Below are 20091 nucleotides of genomic sequence, written 5' to 3' on the forward strand. Positions count from 1 at the left end.
TTATGTTCAAACATTTTATCAATCTCGAATTAAAAGCCTTTTTGCGATCGGCGTCATTTGGGAACAAATTAGTCATGAAGCTACTTATGGCTTTTTTTGCAGTTTATTTCGCTGTAGCTTTTATTGCCCTTGGGTCGGGGGTGTTTTATATTATACAAGAAAGCGGTTATAAAGACCCACTTTTATTTGTTAATAAATATGCTCTTTACTGGTTTCTCGGGCATTTATTATTAAGGTATTTAGCACAAACAATTCCCGTAATGAGCATCCGACCATTATTGATTTTGCCTATAAAAAAAGCGTCGTTGGTTCATTTTGTATTAGGAAAATCAGCGATTTCCTTTTTTAATTTTCTGCATGCTTTTTTCTTTATCCCGTTTTCAATTGTTTTGTTATTAAACGGATACAATATAGTTGGGGTAATTACTTGGCATCTTGGAATGATGGCATTGGTTTTTGCGAGTAATTTCTTGAATATTTTAGCCAATAAAAAAGACGCTATTTTAATTCCAGTTGCGGTAATCGTAGCGGCATTAATAGCCTCTCAATATTTTAAATGGTTTGACATAACACAATACACTCAAGTATTTTTTGATGCGTTGTATTCAATTCCAGTCGCCTTTTTAGTGCCTTTTTTACTTTTGGGAATCTTGTATTATTTTGCCTATTATTATTTTATAAACAACATGTATTTTGATGATAAACTGGCAACTAAACAAATAACTGCCGACGGAAAAGAATACGCTTGGTTGAACAAATACGGGACTTTAGGTTCGTTTTTGAAAAACGATATTAAATTAATCACAAGAAACAAACGTTCCAAAAATACGGTTATAACCGGCTTCTTTTTTCTTTTCTACGGGTTGTTATTTTTCAGACAAACCATTGAAGGCACCGGAAATGTAATGCAAATATTTGCAGGAATTTTTGTTTCGGGAGGGTTTTTAATGAATTTTGGACAATTCGTTCCTAGTTGGGACAGCGCCTATTACAAACTGCTAATGAGTCAAAATATTACCTACAAAGATTATTTGGCGTCCAAGTGGTGGTTGGTAGTAATTGCAACAGTTATTTCAACCATTTTAGCATCATTTTACCTTTATTTTGGTTGGCAAACCTATATGGCTATTGTAGTTGGTGCAATTTATAATATTGGCGTAAATTCCCATATCGTTCTTTGGGGTGGCGCTTATATGAAAACTCCAATCGATTTAAATGTGGGTAAAAATGCCTTTGGAAACAAACAAGGATTCAACGTTCAAAACATGTTGTTTGCCATACCTAAACTGCTAGTTCCTATAGCTTTATACGCATTAGGATATTATTTAATAAGTCCAAATGCAGGATATGCTTTGGTAGCCCTTGCGGGAATTTTAGGGTTTGCTTTTCGAGACAAAGTATTCTCAATAATTGAAAAAACCTACAAATCAGAAAAATACAAAACTATTAACGCTTACGCTCAAAACGAATAAAAAATACAACCATGATAACAGCACAAAAATTAACGAAAACCTACAACGGCACAACAGTTCTAAATATCGCTACTCTTGAAATTCCAAAAGGACAAAGTTTTGGATTAGTTGGAAATAATGGCGCAGGAAAAACAACTTTTTTCAGCTTGCTTTTGGATTTAATCCAACCTACCACTGGAACATTAACCAACAATGGAATTCAAGTGAACACCAGCGAAGACTGGAAACCATTTACTGCAGCATTCCTTGACGAATCTTTCCTTATTGGCTATCTTACAGCCGAAGAATACTTCTATTTTATTGGTGACCTTCGCGGTCAAAACAAAGCCGATGTGAATGCGTTGCTTGTAAAACATGAAGAATTTTTTAACGATGAAATCCTAAGAAATAAAAAATATTTACGTGATTTATCGAAAGGGAACATGAAAAAAGTGGGTATTATTGCCACACTAATCGGAAATCCAAAAGTGATTATCCTCGACGAGCCGTTTGCCAATTTAGATCCAACTACCGTAAGCCGACTAAAGAAAATAATCAAAGAATTAGCCGAAAATCCTGAGATTACCGTATTGGTTTCTAGTCACGATTTACAACACACCGTTGAGGTTTGCGACCGAATTGTTGCATTAAACAAAGGCGAAATTGTAAAAGACATCGTGACTTCTGCAGAAACTTTGAAAGAATTAGAGGCGTTTTTCGCAGTTTAATTTGGGCGTCCCCTTATTACACCTGACAAGTTTTCAAAACCTTTCAGGTGTAATAACACGGTCGGGCTGTACGCTGCAGCTGCTGTTTCTCTTTGTTATACAGAGGATTTCCGCTACCATCCCTCACGCAAATCCCACAACAAACACAATTTGTTGTCCAAAAACATACCCGAACCTTTTATAGTATCAAAAAGAAATGTATTTTTACGAGTTATATACTAAAATCAGGATTTAGTAGTTTAAGAATAAAATCGTTTCAAATTGAAAAAAAAAATATTTAAATATTCGTATACTTTAGGTTCACTCCTTTTATTGTTAGCTTGTTCTACCAAAAGGGACACTTTTGTATCTAGAAATATCCACGCCCTTAGCGCCAAAGATAATATTTTGTACAATGGACAAATTGCACTAGATAAAGGAGTTTCAGATTTAAAAGGAACTTATAAAGACAACTTTTGGGAAGTATTACCAATTGAAAGAATGCAGGTTAACAAAGGGGAATTGAACCCAGGAGAAACCAAAAACGCCAATTTTGAACGCTCCGAAACTAAAGCCACGAAGGCCATTCAAAAACATTCCATGAATATCAATGGAATTGAGAGAAATTCCCAAATGGATGAAGCCTATTTATTATTAGGAAAAACCAGATATTACGACCAGCGTTTTATCCCGGCTCTAGAAGCCTTTAATTATATCTTATACAAATCCCCAGGAAGTGACAAAATCCACGAAGCTAAAATTTGGAGAGAAAAAACCAATATGCGATTAGAAAATGACGCATTGGCACTAAAAAATATGCAGGTTATTTTAAAAGACATAAAACTTAAAAATCAAGTCTTTGCTGATGCAAATGCTACAATTTCACAAGCATTTATGAATGTTGGGAAAAAAGACAGCGCTATAGCAAGTTTGAAATTAGCCACTCAGTTCACAAAATCTAAAGAGGAAAAAGCAAGATATCGTTTTATTTTGGCACAAATCTATGAAGATTTAGGATACAAAGACAGTGCTTCCGTTGCCTATCAATCGGTTATTGATATGAAACGAAAATCACCAAGACAATATATTATTCACGCACAAGCTAAAAAAGCGCAACTAGCGGGATTTGAAAAAACGGATTCAACTTTTTTTTTATTAAAATTCAACAAACTTATGAAAGACAGGGAAAACAGACCTTTTCTGGATGTACTTCACCATCAAATGGCGTTGTATTACGATAAAAACAAGAAGTTTGAAAGCGCTAAAAAAGAATACAATAAATCATTAAAAGTTAAAACCGGAGACACCTATACAATTGCTTCTAATTATAGAAATTTGGCAGATATTTATTTTAATGCTACAAAATATCCAATGGCGGGAAAATACTATGATAGCACTTTAGTGCAATTAAAAGAACGTTCTCGGGAATATAAATTTATCAAAAAGAAAAATGAAAACTTAGTTGATGTAATTAAATATGAAGGAATAGCAAATCGAAATGATAGTATTCTAAATGTTGTAGGCTTATCGGAACCAGCAAAAATTGCTTATTATGAAAAATATATTGTAAAGCTCAAAAAAGAAGATGAACATAAAAAAGTTTTAGCGGCTAAAGAAGCATTAAAAGAAAAAAATAACCCTAAACCAACTGAAGCTTCAGGTTTAGCTGGAACCAATGCCAAAAAAATATCCGATTCAAAATCTGATATGATGCCACCAGGCACAACCCAAGCAAATGTAAACACCGGAAAAGAAAGTGATTTTTATTTCTACAATCAAAAATCAGTGGCTTATGGGAAACTTCAGTTTAAGAAAATATGGGGAGACCGAGCATATAAAAATAACTGGAGATTATCCCCTGAAAAAATAAGTTCTGACAGAACAGATATTTCCAATATAAAAGACAGTATAAATCCATCAAAAAAAGCGGAAGAAGTTGCATTAGACGAAAAATACACAACTAATTTTTATATAAAAGACATTCCTAATAATCAAATCGCCTTAGACAGCATCGTTAGAGAACGCAATTTTGCTTATTCTCAATTGGGAATTATTTATAAAGAAAAATTCAAAGAATATCAATTGGCAGCTAATAAATTGGAGCAATTGCTAAAAAACAAACCCGAAGATCGATTGGTACTTCCTTCAATGTACAATTTGTTCAAAATTTATGAAATCATCAACAAAGAAAAGGCTTTAGCGATGAAAGAAAGAATTATTAGTCAATATCCAAATTCGAGATATGCGCAAATTTTGAGTAATGAAAACATAGAAATTGCAGGACTTGACACGCCAGCAATAGCTTACAATAAGTTATACAAACTATATGAATCTGGAGATTACAGAACCGTTAACACCGAATTAGAAAAGGCGATAGATCAATTTACAGGCGAAGAGTTACTTTCTAAATTTGAGTTACTTAAGGCGAATACAATTGGAAAATTAAAAGGGATTATTGAATTTAAAAAAGAGTTAAATTTAGTAGCGTTGAATTATCAAAATAGTGAAGAAGGCAAACAAGCAGTAGCGCTACTCAAAAATGACGTTCCTATTTTAGAAAGTTTTAAATTTTACACAGTAGCTGCAAAAACAATGAAAATTTTGTTCAAAGTTAATTATAACGACGATACAAATAATAAAATTTTAATGGATAAAATTAATCAATTTGTATCATCTAGAAAGTTAGATAAACTGCATTTTTCAAATGACATTTATACGATGACGGATAATTTTATTGTAATTCATGGAATTATTTCAGAAGAATTTGCAAAAGGGATTACGGCAATATTGAAGGATTTTAAAGAGTATAAAATACTACAAACACCAATTATAATTTCAAATTATAACTACCAAGTGGTTCAAATACACAAAAATATTGAGGAGTATTTGATTGCCCCCGTTGTAGCGCCATCAGTAATTCAAAACACTAATAAAATTGTTCCGGTTGTTCCTCAAACGAAAATGTCTTCTAATAATTTAGAATTTCCAGATGCAAATCCAGCAGATATGCCAGGGAAAAACAATGGTGAAATTTCTCAGCCATCAGTCAAAGGTAATGGAAATCCCACACCAATTTCAGGACAAGGAACATTAGAGACAGATCAAATGATAAAACCAAAAAAATAATGAAAATGTTTGAAAAAAGTCCAAAATCATATACCGATCTTTTAGGAAAAACCAATAGAATTGTTGAAGGGACCACCATAACTGGAGATATAAATTCACCTGCCGATTTTCGCCTTGACGGACATTTGATAGGGAATTTTCAGTCGAAAGGCAAAATTGTTATCGGGCCCGCAGGCAGTATAAAAGGTGATATTATTTGCAAAAATGCGGACATTGAAGGCAAGTTTGAAGGAAAAATCCAAGTGGCAGAAATGCTGAATTTGAAATCAAAAGCAAGTATTCACGGCGAAGTAATTTGCGGAAAATTATCTGTAGAACCGGGTGCCGATTTTAGCGCTTCGTGCGTGATGAAAACAAATATAAAAAGTATCATTTCAAATGACGTTCAACAAAGACCCGAAGAAAAACAATAACACACTTAATTCCTATGCACGTTTTTCAAGCATTGCTATTCAAATGTTTGTAATTATTGGTATCGGAACTTTCGGAGGAATAAAACTAGACAACTATTTTCAAAACAAAAATGATTTATTTACTATAATTCTGTCGTTGCTTTCAGTAATATTATCTATATTGTACGTAGTTCGTAGTATTATTTCCTCCTCAAAAGACAAAGAATAAAATGAGTTCAACATTTCTATCAAGACAAATTTCGTTCACAATTCAATGCGTTTTATTTACAGTTTCAGTTTTTTCTATACACAGTTATTTGTTGTATTATTTTGCAGCCAAAACTATTTTTTTCTTCCCGATTTGGCATATTTATTTGTTTAATTTTTTACTAACAGCCTCGCTTTACACGATTATAAACTACAAATATTCAAAAGACAAAACTACTGTTTTCAATGTTTTTATGATAAGTACATTATTGAAAATGGTTTTAGTAATTGTTTTCTTATTGCCACTTGTAATGGGAGAGGTAAAAGATAAAAAACCAGACGTATTTAATTTCTTTATTGCCTATTTCTTATTTCTGATATTTGAAGTCTATTTTATAACGAAATTTCTTAACAACAATGATAAAATATAGTTTGTGTATTTAAAACAAAGTATGTAAATTTGCAAAAAAATTAAACAAGGTATTTTAAGTTATAAAATATGGGATTAAACACTTTTAAAGTTGCATTATTAACCGTGTTGTTTTTAACAAAATCAACATTTTTGAACGCAGCAGAAACCAAAGTAAACGAAAAGAAAGAGCCGTTCAACGCAAAAGAAATGATTATGCATCACGTAAAAGATGCCCACGAATTTCATATTGTTGAATGGAATAACGAACCCATTTCAATATCATTACCAATAATTCTTTGGACAAACAAAGGTCTAACAATCTTTTCATCAAGCGAATTTCATCACGATGATTCAGGTCTTCAAATTGTAGAAAAAAGCGGAAATAAATTTGTTAAACTTCACGAAAAAATTTATCAACTAAATAGTGGTGCAGAAGCTATTGAGTTTAATGGAGAACATCATCCAGAAAACGCATCACTTCCGTTAGATTTTTCGATTACAAGAAACGTATTTATGATGTGGGTTTCGGTAATTTTATTATTCCTCATTTTTATTACATCAGCTAGAAAATATAAAAATTCTAAAGACAATGTTCCAACAGGAATTGCAGGATTTGTTGAACCATTAGTAGTTTTTGTTAGAGATGAAATTGCAAAACCAATGATTGGGGAACATAAATATGAGAAATACATGCCCTATTTATTAACTGTATTCTTCTTTATTTGGATTAATAATATTTTTGGATTGATTCCAATTTTTAACGGAGCAAATGTTAGTGGTAACATTGCATTTACGCTAACATTGGCTTTATGCACATTTCTTATTACAACATTTAGCGGTAACAAAAATTACTGGAAACACATTTTTTGGATGCCGGGCGTTCCAGTTCCAATGAAAATATTTCTAATGCCAATAGAATTAATTGGTATATTCACAAAGCCAGTTTCATTAATGATTCGTTTGTTCGCTAACATTACAGCAGGACACATCATTATTTTAGCATTAATGTCACTTATTTTTATATTTGAAACAGTTTGGGTTTCGCCAGTTTCAGTAGCATTCTCGTTATTTATTGGAGTTATAGAAATTGTCGTAACCGCTATACAAGCATATATTTTTACAGTGTTGTCAGCCTTATATTTTGGAATGGCAACCGAAGAAGAGCATCATTAATTAATTTAAATTTTCTATTATGACTATTACTGGAATTGCAGCTATTGGAGCAGGTTTAGCAGCTATTGGAGCTGGTATCGGAATTGGTAAAATTGGAGGATCAGCTATGGATGCCATGGCTCGTCAACCAGAAATGCACGCAAAAATTCAAGCGTCTGCATTGATTTTAGCAGCTTTCGTTGAAGCGGTAGCACTTTTCGGAGTTGTTGCGGCGTTAATCGTTTAATTATGATTGATTAAATATAGAGATAGCGGTTGGCTATCTCTATATTTTTAATTTAAAAAAAACTTAAAAATGGATTTAATAACACCTGGATTAGGATTAGTATTTTGGACAATTATAACGTTCTTGATATTGCTTATTATATTAAAAAAATTCGCTTGGAAACCAATTCTTGGAGCGGTTAACGAAAGAGAAGAATCAATAAAAAACGCATTACTTTCTGCTGAAAATGCGAGAAAAGAAATGCAAAACCTTCAATCAGACAACCAACGTATTTTGCAAGAAGCAAGATTAGAACGTGACGCGATGTTGAAAGATGCTCGTGAAATGAAAGAAAAAATGGTTGCTGACGCAAAAAACGAAGCGCAAGCACAAGGTTTAAAGATGATTGAGCAAGCGAAAGCAGCAATCGAAGGGGAGAAAAATGCTGCTTTGGCAGAATTGAAATCTCACGTTGCAACGTTGTCATTAGAAATTGCTGAAAAATTATTAAAAGACGAATTATCTAACAAAGAAGCCCAAGTAAAATTGGTTGAAAAAATGTTAGACGACGCTAAATTAAACTAATATGTCAGGAATTAGAGCAGCAATTCGTTATGCAAAAGCCATTTTAGAAATAGCCGATTCCAAAGGAGTTGCTTCTGAAGTGAGTGCTGATATGACTTTGATTGCAACAACAATTACAGGAAATTCAGAATTGACGCATTTTATTCAAAACCCTTTGATTAAAACAGATACTAAAAAGAATGTAGTTTCAGAAGTTTTTGCTTCGGTTAATCCCGTAACACAAAGTCTTTTTCATTTATTATTGGAAAACAAAAGATTTGAAATTTTAGCAGCAATTGCAGTTGAATATAATAATTTGTTCGACGTAATGAATGGTGTTGAGGTTGCAAAAGTAACTACAGCTTTTCCAATGGATGCGGCTTTAGAAACTAAAGTATTGGCTAAAATAGCTACTTTTTCAGATAAAAAAGTAACAATAGAAAACACGGTAGATGCTTCAATTATTGGAGGATTTATATTAAGAATAGGCGATAAGCAATACAATGCTTCAGTAGCCAACAGATTACACGTATTAAAAAGAGAATTAAGTAACTAGTTATTTATACTATTATGGCAGAAATTAAACCAGCTGAAATATCAGCAATATTAAAAAAACAAGTAGAAGGTTTTGAAACTGGTGCTACATTAGAGGAAGTAGGTTCTGTACTTCAAGTTGGAGATGGTATTGCTCGTGTTTACGGGTTGTCCAATGTTCAATACGGAGAATTAGTAGAATTTGAAAACGGACTTGAAGGGATCGTTTTGAATCTTGAAGAAGATAATGTTGGAGTGGTACTTTTAGGACCATCAACAGGAATTAAAGAAGGTTCAACTGCCAAAAGAACGCAGCGTATTGCTTCTTTGAAAACAGGAGAACAAATGGTAGGTCGTGTAGTAAACACACTTGGTTTTCCAATTGATGGAAAAGGACCAATTGGCGGAGATTTATACGAAATGCCTTTAGAAAGAAAAGCTCCTGGAGTTATCTTTCGTCAGCCAGTTACGGAACCATTACAAACAGGTATTAAAGCAGTTGATGCAATGATTCCAGTGGGTCGTGGACAACGTGAATTGGTAATTGGTGACCGTCAAACAGGAAAATCAACTGTTTGTATCGATACCATTTTGAATCAAAAAGAATTTTACGATGCAGGAAAACCTGTATTTTGTATATATGTTGCAATTGGGCAAAAAGCTTCAACTGTAGCGGGAATTGCTAAAATGTTAGAAGAAAAAGGAGCAATGGCATATACCATTATCGTTGCTGCAAATGCTTCTGATCCAGCACCAATGCAAGTTTATGCTCCTTTTGCGGGTGCAGCTATTGGTGAATATTTTAGAGATTCAGGTCGTCCAGCTTTAATTGTTTATGATGATTTATCTAAACAAGCAGTTGCATATCGTGAGGTTTCTCTTTTATTGAGAAGACCACCAGGACGTGAGGCATATCCTGGAGATGTATTTTACTTGCACAGTCGTTTATTAGAAAGAGCGTGTAAAGTAATTGCAAACGATGATATTGCAAAAAATATGAATGACTTACCAGACACATTGAAATCAATTGTGAAAGGTGGAGGTTCGTTGACTGCATTACCAATTATCGAAACACAAGCGGGTGACGTTTCTGCATATATTCCAACGAATGTAATTTCGATAACTGACGGTCAGATTTTCCTAGATGGAGATTTGTTTAATTCAGGAGTTCGTCCAGCAATTAACGTAGGTATTTCGGTATCTCGTGTTGGTGGAAATGCACAAATTAAATCAATGAAAAAAGTAGCTGGAACATTAAAATTAGACCAAGCACAATTCCGTGAATTGGAAGCGTTTGCTAAATTTGGTTCTGATTTAGATGCAGTAACATTGAACGTAATTGAAAAAGGAAGAAGAAATGTTGAAATCTTGAAACAAGGTTTAAACAGTCCTTATACAGTTGAAGATCAAGTTGCAATTATCTATGCAGGTTCTAAAAACTTGTTGAGAAATGTGCCTGTAAATAAAGTAAAAGAATTCGAAAAGGACTTTTTAGAATTTTTAAACAACAAACACAGAGATACGTTAGATGCTTTGAAAGCTGGAAAATTCGATGACAACATTACGTCTGTTATCGAAAATGTAGCAAAAGAACTTTCGGCGAAATATAACTAATCCCCTCCCAGCCTCCCCGAAGGGGAGGAGAAGGAGTGGAAATAGAAATGTAATATTAATATAAGACAGATGCCCTCATTTGGTCTCCCTCCCCTTCGGGGAGGGTTGGGGAGGGGAAAAAATGGCAAATTTAAAGGAAATCCGTAATAGAATTACTTCCGTTTCGTCAACGATGCAAATCACATCGGCAATGAAAATGGTTTCTGCAGCAAAGCTAAAAAAAGCACAAGATGCAATTACAGCAATGCGACCTTATGCCGAAAAATTAACGGAATTATTACAAAATCTTTCTGCCAACCTTGACGGTGATGCAGGCGGAGAATTTACGACACAACGTGAAGTGAAAAAGGTTTTAGTAGTTGCAATTACTTCGAATAGAGGTTTGTGTGGCGCTTTTAATTCTAATGTAATTAAGGAAGTAAAAAATCGTTCTGTATTTTATGCAGGAAAGCAAGTGGATGTTTTTGCAATTGGTAAAAAAGGAAACGATACTTTAAGCAAAACACATTCGGTTATTGACAATCAAAGTCCTGTTTTTGACAATTTAACTTTTGAAAATGTCGCTGTAATTGCAGAAGCATTAACTCAAAAATTTATTTCTGGCGACTACGACAAAATAGAATTAGTTTACAATCAGTTCAAAAACGCAGCCACACAAATTGTTCAAACAGAACAGTTTTTGCCATTAGAAGCTTTAAAATCTGATAAAATAGCGTCAACTGGAGATTATATCTTTGAACCTTCAAAAGAAGAAATCGTTTTGACATTGATTCCAAAATCTTTGAAGACGCAATTATACAAAGGAATTAGAGATTCATTTGCTTCAGAACACGGCGCCCGTATGACTGCAATGCACAAAGCAACAGACAACGCAACGGAGTTGAGAGACCAATTGAAATTGACTTATAACAAAGCGCGTCAAGCAGCAATTACAAATGAAATTTTGGAAATTGTTGGTGGGGCAGAAGCTTTGAAAGGATAAAATAAATTTAGTATTTTTATAGAAAAAGTCACGCTATGCGTGACTTTTTTTTAATTTTACGGTTAAAAAATCAAAATGGAAATACTACAATTAGAAACAGTTTCAGAAATGGTAGCACAAATTGAAACCATTCATTTTTTGTACCCAAACATGACGGTGGAGACCTATGAAGCCTACTTAAATAACATGTTGCCAAATGGTTACAAACAAGTAGCTGTTTTTGAAAACAAGCAATGTGTGGCACTTTCTGGATTTTGGCACAATACCAAATTATGGACGGGGCCTTATTTAGAAATTGACAATTTTATTGTACATCCAGATCACAGAAAAAAAGGAATTGGAAAAATAATTACCGATTTTATTGACACCAAAGCTAGAGAACTTAACTGTTCTTGCATTGTTTTAGATGCTTTTACAGGCAATTTTCCAGCGCATCGCTTTTATTATAATCAAGGGTATGAACCACGAGGATTTCATTTTATCAAAACAATAGATGAAAACGGATTTTCATAAATTGGCTTTAAATAAATTAATTATCGCATTGGTACCATTCTGCAAATGAAGTTTCCGTTTCTTGCAATTTTAAAGAATGCAACTGAATCTCTATTGGTAAGCGGCTTTTGATTCTTTGAGCAAAATCAATTACCATGTTTTCACTTGTAGGCTGATATTCTACTAAAATTACGTGGTGATCTCGGGATTGTAATTCTTTGGCCAACTCCACATGAGGTGTGTTTTTATTAAATACGGTTGCATGATCAAACTGATCTACGACTTCCTCTTTAACAATTTTTTTTAAATCAGTAAAGTCAATCACCATTCCAAATTTAACATTAGAAGCGTCCGTAATTGGCTTTCCAATCACAGTTACCGACAACTTATAACTGTGTCCATGAACGTTTTTGCACTTTCCGTCGTAGCCATACAAAGCGTGTCCTGTTTCGAAACTGAATTGTTTTGTAATTCTAATATTGCTCATTGCTAAAGTATTTGATTGCAAATTTACTAAATTGAAGTCATTCTATTTTGATATTTACAAATTGCTTTTTTTAAAACTAAAAAAATGTATATTTGCGTTGCTATTAGGGGGATTAGCTCATTTGGCTAGAGCGCTACGCTGGCAGCGTAGAGGTGGTCGGTTCGAATCCGATATTCTCCACTATAAAAGACGCTATTTTTAGTTTTTTTTAATGTAATAATGTCAAGTATATTTGTTATGTGTGATTAAAACAATTAGAAATGTCTTTTATAATTGTTTTTATATTGTATTAAAATATTTATAATCAAGTTTTAGCCCTTATTTTTGTGTAAAAAATTAGTTGTCTATTTAAGTGGATTGTATAGTTTTTATATATCTTCTATATTTTTTTCTTAAAGATTGATATATTATATTTGAATAAATTCATATTATAAAAAGTAATGAAATACATCGCGCACTATTTTCTTTTTTTGATTTTAATTCCCTTCTCAAATATTGTTTCAGGACAAACATTAACTAATGGCAATTTTGAAGTAGGAGGAAATGGTGTCGGTTTTCTTATTAACGGAATAGGATACACCCAAATTAATCCTACTACCGGTTCAAGTACTTCTGGAAATTATGCCTTTACAACGAATCCTCAATTATTAAACAGTACCTTTATTTCTGGCGGTGATCACACTACAGGGTCTGGAAAAATGCTCGTTGTAGATGGTAATACTGTTCCAAATTCAAGGTTATGGTCTTGTACTTCAACAGGTGGAGCATTAACCGGATTTATAGCAGGGACCACCTATACATTTAGTTATTGGATAAAATCTGTTTCAAATGATGTAACAAATAATGCAACTCAAGCCAATATTAATGTGTTTTTTGTAAATGCATCAAATATAAACCCAGCCAGCACAAATAACTATGCGCCACTTCCAAGCCAAGGGTGGAGGCAAGTTAGCTATACCTTTACAGCTACTGCCAATAATGCTTTAATAGAACTAAGAAATAACAACATCAGTGTTTTAGGAAATGATTTTGCTTTGGATGATTTCACTCTCACACTTGGTGCACTTCCATTATCATTAGCTCAAACATCAATAAATCCTACTTGCCCAACCTCTTTAGATGGAACTATTACAGGAATTGGAACAGGAGGTATGTTACCCTATACTTTTTCATTAACAACTAGTATTTTTTCTATTTCAAATTCAACGGGAGTTTTTAGTAACTTGATTGCCGGAACTTATACTCTTTCAATTCAAGATGCAGCAGGAGCAACGGTTCCCCCAACGATTGTGATATTGACTCCTCCAAATGATATAACTATTAGCGCACCAACTACAATTTGCGCAGGATCCTCAACAAATTTGTCTGTGAGCGGAAGCACCTTTCCTTATTTGTGGACTGCAAACCCCATAGACACTAGTTTAACGGTAACCAATAGCACCAGCGCAACACCAACAGTAAGTCCAATAAGAACTACAACCTACACGGTTACTTCGGGAATACCTGCAAACCCAATTAATTTAGTAGTCAATGGGGATTTTACTTTAGGGAATATAGGATTTCTTACAGATTATGTCTACTTTAATATTGGTACAGTTCCGGCTTCAGGGGTTCAAGGAGCTTATGGAGTTGCAACGAATCCAAGAAATTGGTTTAATCCGTTTTCAGCTTGTTCAGATCACACTTCATCAAGTGGAAATATGTTAGTAGCCGATGGTTCTACAACTGGAACTGCTAAAGTTTGGTATTCACAATTACCAATCACCGTAATTCCGGGTAAAAATTATACATTTAGTTATTTTTTAACCGCAATATCAATTGGCGGTCCAGCAAAGTTAGAAGTTTTAATTAATAATATTTCTATCGGGCCAGTAGCAACAGTTCCTTCTAGTCCATGTGTTTGGGAGGAGCATTCTTATGTATGGAATTCAGGAACTAATACAACTGCGGTAATTAGTATTATTGATAGAGAAGCTTTTGGCAATAATGATTTTGCAATTGACGATCTTTATTTTAGAGAAACGCCTACTTGTATTTATCAAAAATCAGTAACAATTACTGTTAATTCAAATCCTGCACCAACAATCGGTTCAATTACTCATCCAACATGTTCAACTACAGGAAGCGTTGTATTGACAGGATTACCTACAGGAAATTGGATAATAAATCCCGGGGGAATCACCGGCAACACTTCATCAACAACAATTTCTAATCTAGCAACAGGAACCTATAATTACACCGTAACTAATGCCAACAGTTGCACTTCGCCATCGGTAAGAGTAGATATTAATCCAATTCCAAACACAATAACATCAACATTTTCTCCAATTACACCTGTTTGTTTTGGAAATAGTATAAGTTTGCCTTTATTATCTACAAATGGAGTTTCGGGAACCTGGTCACCATCTTTTAATCCTAATGCAACTACTACATATACCTTTACTCCTAATCCAGGAGAATGTGCCACACCTACTATAATTCAGGTAGTTATCAAACCTATCCCTTCGGTTACAGCAACTCCAACAAGTGAAACCATTTGTTCGTTGCAATCTACAGGAATTTTATTATCAAGCGCAATATCAGGAACTACTTTTAGTTGGACAACAACGGCAACGGATGTCTCAGGAGATTCTTCAAGTACAGGAAATATTATTTCACAAGTTTTAACCGCTACCGGAACCCTGCTTGGAAATGTTCAATATACAATTACCCCAACAAATAATGGTTGTTCGGGTACACCAATTATAGTTTCAGTAATCGTAACACCTAAACCAACCTTGACCGCTACTGCTGTTTCTAGTTCAATTTGTTCAGGAAGTGCAACAGCGATTAACTTAGTTGGGTCTATGCCAAACACTAATTTTAGTTGGAATTTAATTCAAAATAATGTTACAGGAGGTTCAATAGGAACTGGAAACGTAATAACGCAAATATTAAATACAATCACAAATACTTCAGGTGAGGCAGTTTACGCAATTACCCCTTTAGTAAATGGTTGTAGAGGAATAACAACTACCATTTCTATTATCGTAAATCCAATTCCTGTAGCAATAATCAATCCTTCTGCCGGACAAACACTGTGCTCAGGGCAAACTTCAGCTATTTCTTTATCAAGCCCAGTGATTAACACTATTTTTAATTGGACTGTGAATCAAACTAATTTAACGGGAACTTCTCCTGGAACGGGAACGGCAATTGCACAGCCACTTTCGGTAGTTTTACCCTCAGTTGGAACCGCAATTTATTCTGTAAGTCCAACCTCAAACGGTTGCATTGGAACAACAGTTCAAGTTTTTGTTACTGTAAAACCAACGCCTAGCTTTACAGCAATCCCCATACAAGCGCCAATTTGTTCTGGCGATAGTACTTCAATCGTATTGTCATCAAGTCTTTCAGGCACAGCGTTAACCTGGACAGTAATTCAAAATGGAGTAACAGGGGCATTAGGTGATTCAGGAACTTCAATAATTCAAGTATTGGAAACTGCAGGAAATGCTGTTGGAAATGCAATTTACACGATTACCCCAGAATTAAATGGCTGCGTTGGATCACCAATGTCGGTAACTGCAATTGTAAATCCATTGCCGCGCCCTTCACTTACTGGCGGGAATATTTGCGTTGACGCATTGGGTGTAGCCTTTACAACCTATACTTTAAACAGCAATCTTAATAACACCGATTATATTTTTCAGTGGTTTTTAAATGGTGTTTTACAAGCGGGTTCAAGCAGTACTTTTGTAGCTTCAGCAGCTGGTAACTATTCTGTTATTGCTACCAATATAGCAACTAGATGTGTTTCTTCAAGTGTTTTTGCAACAGTCACTTCTTCACTTCCCGCAACAAGCATTTCGGCTGTTGGGTCATTTGCTTTTGATCAAAATGCATCTATAACAGTAACTGTTTTAGACCCAAATCCAAATTATCAATATGCCTTAGATTATGGCGCTTTACAATTTTCTAATGTTTTCACTAATGTAAACCCGGGAAGTCATCTTGTAACGGTAACGGATACCAACGGATGTACCAATTTGAGTACCAACGTATTTATAATTGGTTATCCAACGTATTTTACACCAAATAATGACGGCTTTAACGATTATTGGAATATTATTGGTTTAGAAAATCAGCCAACTTCCAATATCTTTATTTTTGACCGTTATGGTAAATTTTTAAAACAGATAAGTTCTAAGAGTTTGGGCTGGGACGGAACTTATTTAGGGGTGCTTTTACCAGCATCAGATTATTGGTTTACAGTAGAATACATCGAGCCTTTGACAACAGATTTGAAAATATTTAAATCCCACTTTTCATTAAAAAGATAATTACAAAGCCCCTAAAAATAAGCCCGTAATTGAATACTTCCCGTGTGAATTGCATTGCTGGTTTCGCTTTTTCGACCTTGATAATTTAGATTAATATCTAAGAATTGTGTCAGGTTTTTTTGGATTAACAAACGCCAAGTCAGGTTTTTACCGGGTTGTAATCCTTCCAACATTTGATAGGCAACTGGGGACAAATCATCGCCAACGAATTTATTTTCATACAATGAAAACTCGCCGTTCATAGAAAGTTGCTTTTCGGTGGAATAGGTAAAGGAGGTCCCAAAGTGGCTTTGTGCCAGTGTTTCCAATGAACCTATTTTATTTTCTTTTTTCTGATACTCATAAAACAAATCCCAACTTGCATTTTTTGAGAACAAATAGGAAATTTTTGGCGCCATTTGATAGCCTTTTAATTCAAAATTTTTAGTCCCATAATTTTCGGAAGTTGTTTTGGAAGCAATCGTTTTTCCAGCAAAATTAATCAGCCAATTCTTCTCATACAAATGGTTGTATTGCACTTGATGCGATTGATTGCTGTTTTCCTGTGAACCCACAGAAAGTAAGTTTTTTGTCTGACTACTCAAATAAGTATACGTCACAGAATGTTTTTGTTTGCCCCGGTTGTAGAACAAACTATTTCGAAAACTGGAATTCAAACCCAATAAATTTGTTCCATTTGAACTAAGCGGATTGAAATCGAAATCACTGCCAATTCGCTTGATTTTGCGTTCCCCTAAAAAGGAAGTTTGGTTGTAGAAATACGATAAAAAATGCTTAAATCCTTTTTCATTTTGCCACTGATTGGGATTTAATGTCACGGATTGCGAAAATTTATTTTGATGGGTTTTAATGAAAATCTGATTGGGCAAATACACCCGAACATACTTTGCTTGGTCAATAAATGGTGCGACTTCAAACTCTTCTAATTCTTGAATTCCGTTGCTGTTATAGTCGTTCCAAGCATAAACGCCGCGTCCAGGAGCAACTTCAAGATAAGTAAATTCTTGTTGCGCAATAGTCCCAGAAGTAGTTTCGTAAGCCGTTGTAATTTGAATTAATTGATTAAAAAATCGGTCGTTATACAATAATCTGGAATTCAAAGAAGGTTCAGAAGTTCTCGCGTTATCAATAAATTTCAAGTTTCTATAATTTACAAATACCGCCAAATCGCTTTTATCAGTTTGTATTAATTTAGACTTCAAATAATAGGATTGCGAATTATTTACACGGTTCAAAAATCCGTTTTGCAAACTGTCATTCGTTCGACTTAGATACCCCAATTCCACAAAAACTTTCGTACTGTCGCCTCTTCCGATAAACCCTCCATATTCTGTAAAACGTTGGCTTAAAGCTGAAAATTGGTCGGTTGCTTTAATTTTTTCTTGATTGTTTTCCAGTCTCAATGTGGCGCCAATCCAATTTTTATTGAAATGATACCGCGTTTGGGTTTGGTTTCTAATGAATTTTGATGACGAATATTCGCTATCACTTTTTAGAAAACTGCCTTTATTTTGAACGCTCCAATTCTTAAATTTGAAATCTGCATTTAAAATATTTCGCATTCCTGAAAAGCTTTCGGTAAAATCTAATTTCTCAAATTGATACGTTAAAATTCCTTTTTCGGGCAAATTAAATTGCAATCCTGACACCAACAAACTTTGATTTCCCAATGGATTAATCAAATTCCAATCGCGGTCAAATTCAATGGTAAACAACCGCTCAATTGTTTTGAATTGTTTTTGCACCAATTGGTAATTTGCGAAAGCATCCACTTTCCATTTTTTTGAAAACAGGCGCTGTTTGAAGTTTATCTTTCCTGCAAAACCTTTATTATCAGTATCATCAATGGAAGAAAAAAGATTTTTATCGTTATTGCTAATGCCAATTTCAAAATCAACATTTGTCTTTTCCGATGGATTAAATTTTCCTAAAACTGTTGCAATTTGAATTTTAGTAGGCGCAACTAAACGTATAATTGGCTCGTAATTTCCTTGTGGGATTCCATTTGCAGGGGCAATATATTGATATATTTTCCCAATAGCGGCAGCACTTGACAAAATATAATTTCCAAGATTATTTCCAATTAAACTAAATTTTACATTGTACAATTCATCTGTTGCCAAATTTGAATATTGAAATACAGAAACGCCATTTAAAAGGATTTTTTTATAAAGAATTTTATTCTCAGAATAGCTATCAATATACGCCGATGGTGCCGACATTAAATTGGGATTATCCCCTGCGTTTACTAAAATCTGAGCTTGTTCCGTTGACAAATTTTGTTGCAAAGGTTGATTTTTGACATCATTTTCAGAATACAAATACCCGCCAATACTCCATTTTTCTTGCTCGTGAGTTGCTCCTGCATACGTTACAAAACGGGTGTAATTTCTATCGGTATATTGGTATTCAATAGAAATTCGCATTTCGGAAGTTATCGGAAAAAGCGATGTGAATTTTAATTCTCCAGCATTATAATCGATAATATAATCGTTATTTTCCCCTCTTTTCAGAAGAATTCCATTTACATAAACACGCTCAGACCCAGAAATTACTAAGATGTACAATTCGCCATTTGGACCACGCAATTTATACGGGCCTTGATTTCCTTCCTGTCCCACAAACGCACTTTTCGCATATTGTCCACGAACCAAAGCTGCCGAAGCAAAAACGGTTGTCTTGGAATCGGGTGTTCCAAATTCAAAACGAGTCGATAATCCTTGAACTTTTTTATTGAAATTTAAAAACTTAGAACTTCTGTTTTCCAAGAATAAATCTCCTGCCCGAATATTCCATTTATTAGATGAAAGTTCGATGAAAATCTGGTCAAATTCATCTAATTTCTGAGAATATCCGCCTGATTGCAATGGAATATTACTGTCTTGAATTGATGCTCTTAAGGTAACTTTATCTGAAATTTTCCCTGAAATTTGCAAATCCAAAGCGGAATTTACAACTGCATTTTGGTTGTTTCCAATGGTGATTCCACGTGTTAAACTTCCCGAAGTACTCAATCCGTCAAAAGGAACAAATTTTTTGAGCGGACTTCTTGAAATTTTGTATAAATCGCCCAAAGTTGCATCGTTGCTAACCACTCGACTTCTATCGTAAATGCTGTATTCTCTGGTTAAAAAATTTGGAAATTTTAGAAATCGAACGGTTAAAGTATCTTTCAATAAAGGGAAATTATCTTTAAAAACCAACATTCCTTTTTGAAAATCCATCTTATAAAAAGAAGTGTCAATGGGTTCGCCTTTTATGTTTTCTAATTTAAAAAAGCTCGAATTTAGACTTACACTATCAATTTGAATGGGGTTTTGAGATGCAATTATTTTCTTGTTTTTATACGGCGTTGCCAATTCTTGGGCTTGAAGTCCAGAAATTGAAAGCAAAGCAAACAGGTATAATAATTTTCTCAACACA

At 34.1% G+C, this 20091-nt stretch carries 16 protein-coding genes and 1 tRNA gene; 15 read left to right on the forward strand and 2 right to left on the reverse strand.

Going from position 1 to position 20091, the window contains the following annotated elements; translation table 11 throughout:
• The first annotated feature begins 2 nt into the window (after nt 1–2).
• The 13 genes from AC9UEH_RS01435 to AC9UEH_RS01495 all read left to right on the forward strand — a co-directional run bounded on the left by AC9UEH_RS01435 (nt 3) and on the right by AC9UEH_RS01495 (nt 11880).
• Nucleotides 3–1472, forward strand: a complete 1470-nt coding sequence (locus AC9UEH_RS01435; RefSeq protein WP_509527783.1) for a DUF5687 family protein — start codon at nt 3–5, stop codon at nt 1470–1472.
• An 11-nt stretch (nt 1473–1483) separates the two neighbouring features.
• Complete coding sequence (locus AC9UEH_RS01440) at nt 1484–2179, forward strand: ABC transporter ATP-binding protein (protein WP_509527785.1); 696 nt, start codon at nt 1484–1486, stop codon at nt 2177–2179.
• Nucleotides 2180–2440: 261 nt separating this feature from the next.
• Nucleotides 2441–5284, forward strand: coding sequence for a type IX secretion system periplasmic lipoprotein PorW/SprE (porW, locus tag AC9UEH_RS01445; RefSeq protein ID WP_509527788.1), 2844 nt, complete (start codon nt 2441–2443; stop codon nt 5282–5284).
• A gap of 5 nt (nt 5285–5289) precedes the next feature.
• Complete coding sequence (locus AC9UEH_RS01450; RefSeq protein WP_509527848.1) at nt 5290–5697, forward strand: bactofilin family protein; 408 nt, start codon at nt 5290–5292, stop codon at nt 5695–5697.
• Nucleotides 5663–5905: an AtpZ/AtpI family protein gene (locus AC9UEH_RS01455; protein ID WP_509527791.1), complete on the forward strand. Its 243-nt coding sequence runs from the start codon at nt 5663–5665 to the stop codon at nt 5903–5905. Before AC9UEH_RS01450 ends, AC9UEH_RS01455 begins: the two co-directional genes overlap by 35 nt.
• A 1-nt stretch (nt 5906) precedes the next feature.
• A complete protein-coding gene (locus tag AC9UEH_RS01460) occupies nt 5907–6314 on the forward strand; it encodes a hypothetical protein (protein WP_509527794.1) in 408 nt (135 codons plus the stop codon).
• Between the two features lie 68 nt (nt 6315–6382).
• Entirely contained in the window at nt 6383–7468 is a 1086-nt protein-coding gene (gene atpB, locus AC9UEH_RS01465) for a F0F1 ATP synthase subunit A (protein WP_509527797.1), read from the forward strand.
• A 19-nt stretch (nt 7469–7487) separates the two neighbouring features.
• A complete protein-coding gene (gene atpE / locus AC9UEH_RS01470) occupies nt 7488–7694 on the forward strand; it encodes an ATP synthase F0 subunit C (protein WP_338406946.1) in 207 nt (68 codons plus the stop codon).
• A 69-nt stretch (nt 7695–7763) separates the two neighbouring features.
• Nucleotides 7764–8258, forward strand: coding sequence for a F0F1 ATP synthase subunit B (locus AC9UEH_RS01475; protein ID WP_509527800.1), 495 nt, complete (start codon nt 7764–7766; stop codon nt 8256–8258).
• 1 nt (nt 8259) lies between these two features.
• Nucleotides 8260–8793, forward strand: a complete 534-nt coding sequence (gene atpH / locus AC9UEH_RS01480; RefSeq protein ID WP_509527801.1) for an ATP synthase F1 subunit delta — start codon at nt 8260–8262, stop codon at nt 8791–8793.
• A 14-nt stretch (nt 8794–8807) separates the two neighbouring features.
• Nucleotides 8808–10385 carry a F0F1 ATP synthase subunit alpha gene (atpA, locus tag AC9UEH_RS01485; RefSeq protein ID WP_509527803.1) on the forward strand — a complete coding sequence of 526 codons (1578 nt, stop codon included), beginning with the start codon at nt 8808–8810 and terminating at the stop codon, nt 10383–10385.
• A gap of 121 nt (nt 10386–10506) precedes the next feature.
• Complete coding sequence (atpG, locus tag AC9UEH_RS01490; protein ID WP_509527805.1) at nt 10507–11367, forward strand: ATP synthase F1 subunit gamma; 861 nt, start codon at nt 10507–10509, stop codon at nt 11365–11367.
• Nucleotides 11368–11442: 75 nt separating this feature from the next.
• A complete protein-coding gene (locus AC9UEH_RS01495) occupies nt 11443–11880 on the forward strand; it encodes a GNAT family N-acetyltransferase (protein WP_509527806.1) in 438 nt (145 codons plus the stop codon).
• Nucleotides 11881–11896: 16 nt separating this feature from the next.
• Here AC9UEH_RS01495 and AC9UEH_RS01500 read toward each other — a convergent pair whose 3' ends face one another.
• Nucleotides 11897–12346 (reverse strand): 6-pyruvoyl trahydropterin synthase family protein, encoded by a 450-nt coding sequence (locus tag AC9UEH_RS01500; protein WP_509527808.1) that lies wholly within the window; start codon nt 12344–12346, stop codon nt 11897–11899.
• A gap of 106 nt (nt 12347–12452) precedes the next feature.
• On the opposite strand from AC9UEH_RS01500, the gene AC9UEH_RS01505 reads away from it, so the two are divergent.
• Nucleotides 12453–12526, forward strand: a tRNA-Ala gene (locus tag AC9UEH_RS01505).
• A gap of 260 nt (nt 12527–12786) precedes the next feature.
• The gene (locus tag AC9UEH_RS01510; RefSeq protein WP_509527809.1) at nt 12787–16668 is read left to right on the forward strand and encodes a T9SS type B sorting domain-containing protein; all 3882 of its coding nucleotides are present in this window, start codon (nt 12787–12789) and stop codon (nt 16666–16668) included.
• A gap of 11 nt (nt 16669–16679) precedes the next feature.
• Here AC9UEH_RS01510 and AC9UEH_RS01515 read toward each other — a convergent pair whose 3' ends face one another.
• A complete protein-coding gene (locus AC9UEH_RS01515) occupies nt 16680–20090 on the reverse strand; it encodes a DUF8818 domain-containing protein (protein ID WP_509527811.1) in 3411 nt (1136 codons plus the stop codon).
• Nucleotide 20091 lies beyond the last annotated feature (1 nt).

The organism is Flavobacterium sp. (assembly GCF_040402835.1).
Lineage (GTDB): Bacteria > Bacteroidota > Bacteroidia > Flavobacteriales > Flavobacteriaceae > Flavobacterium.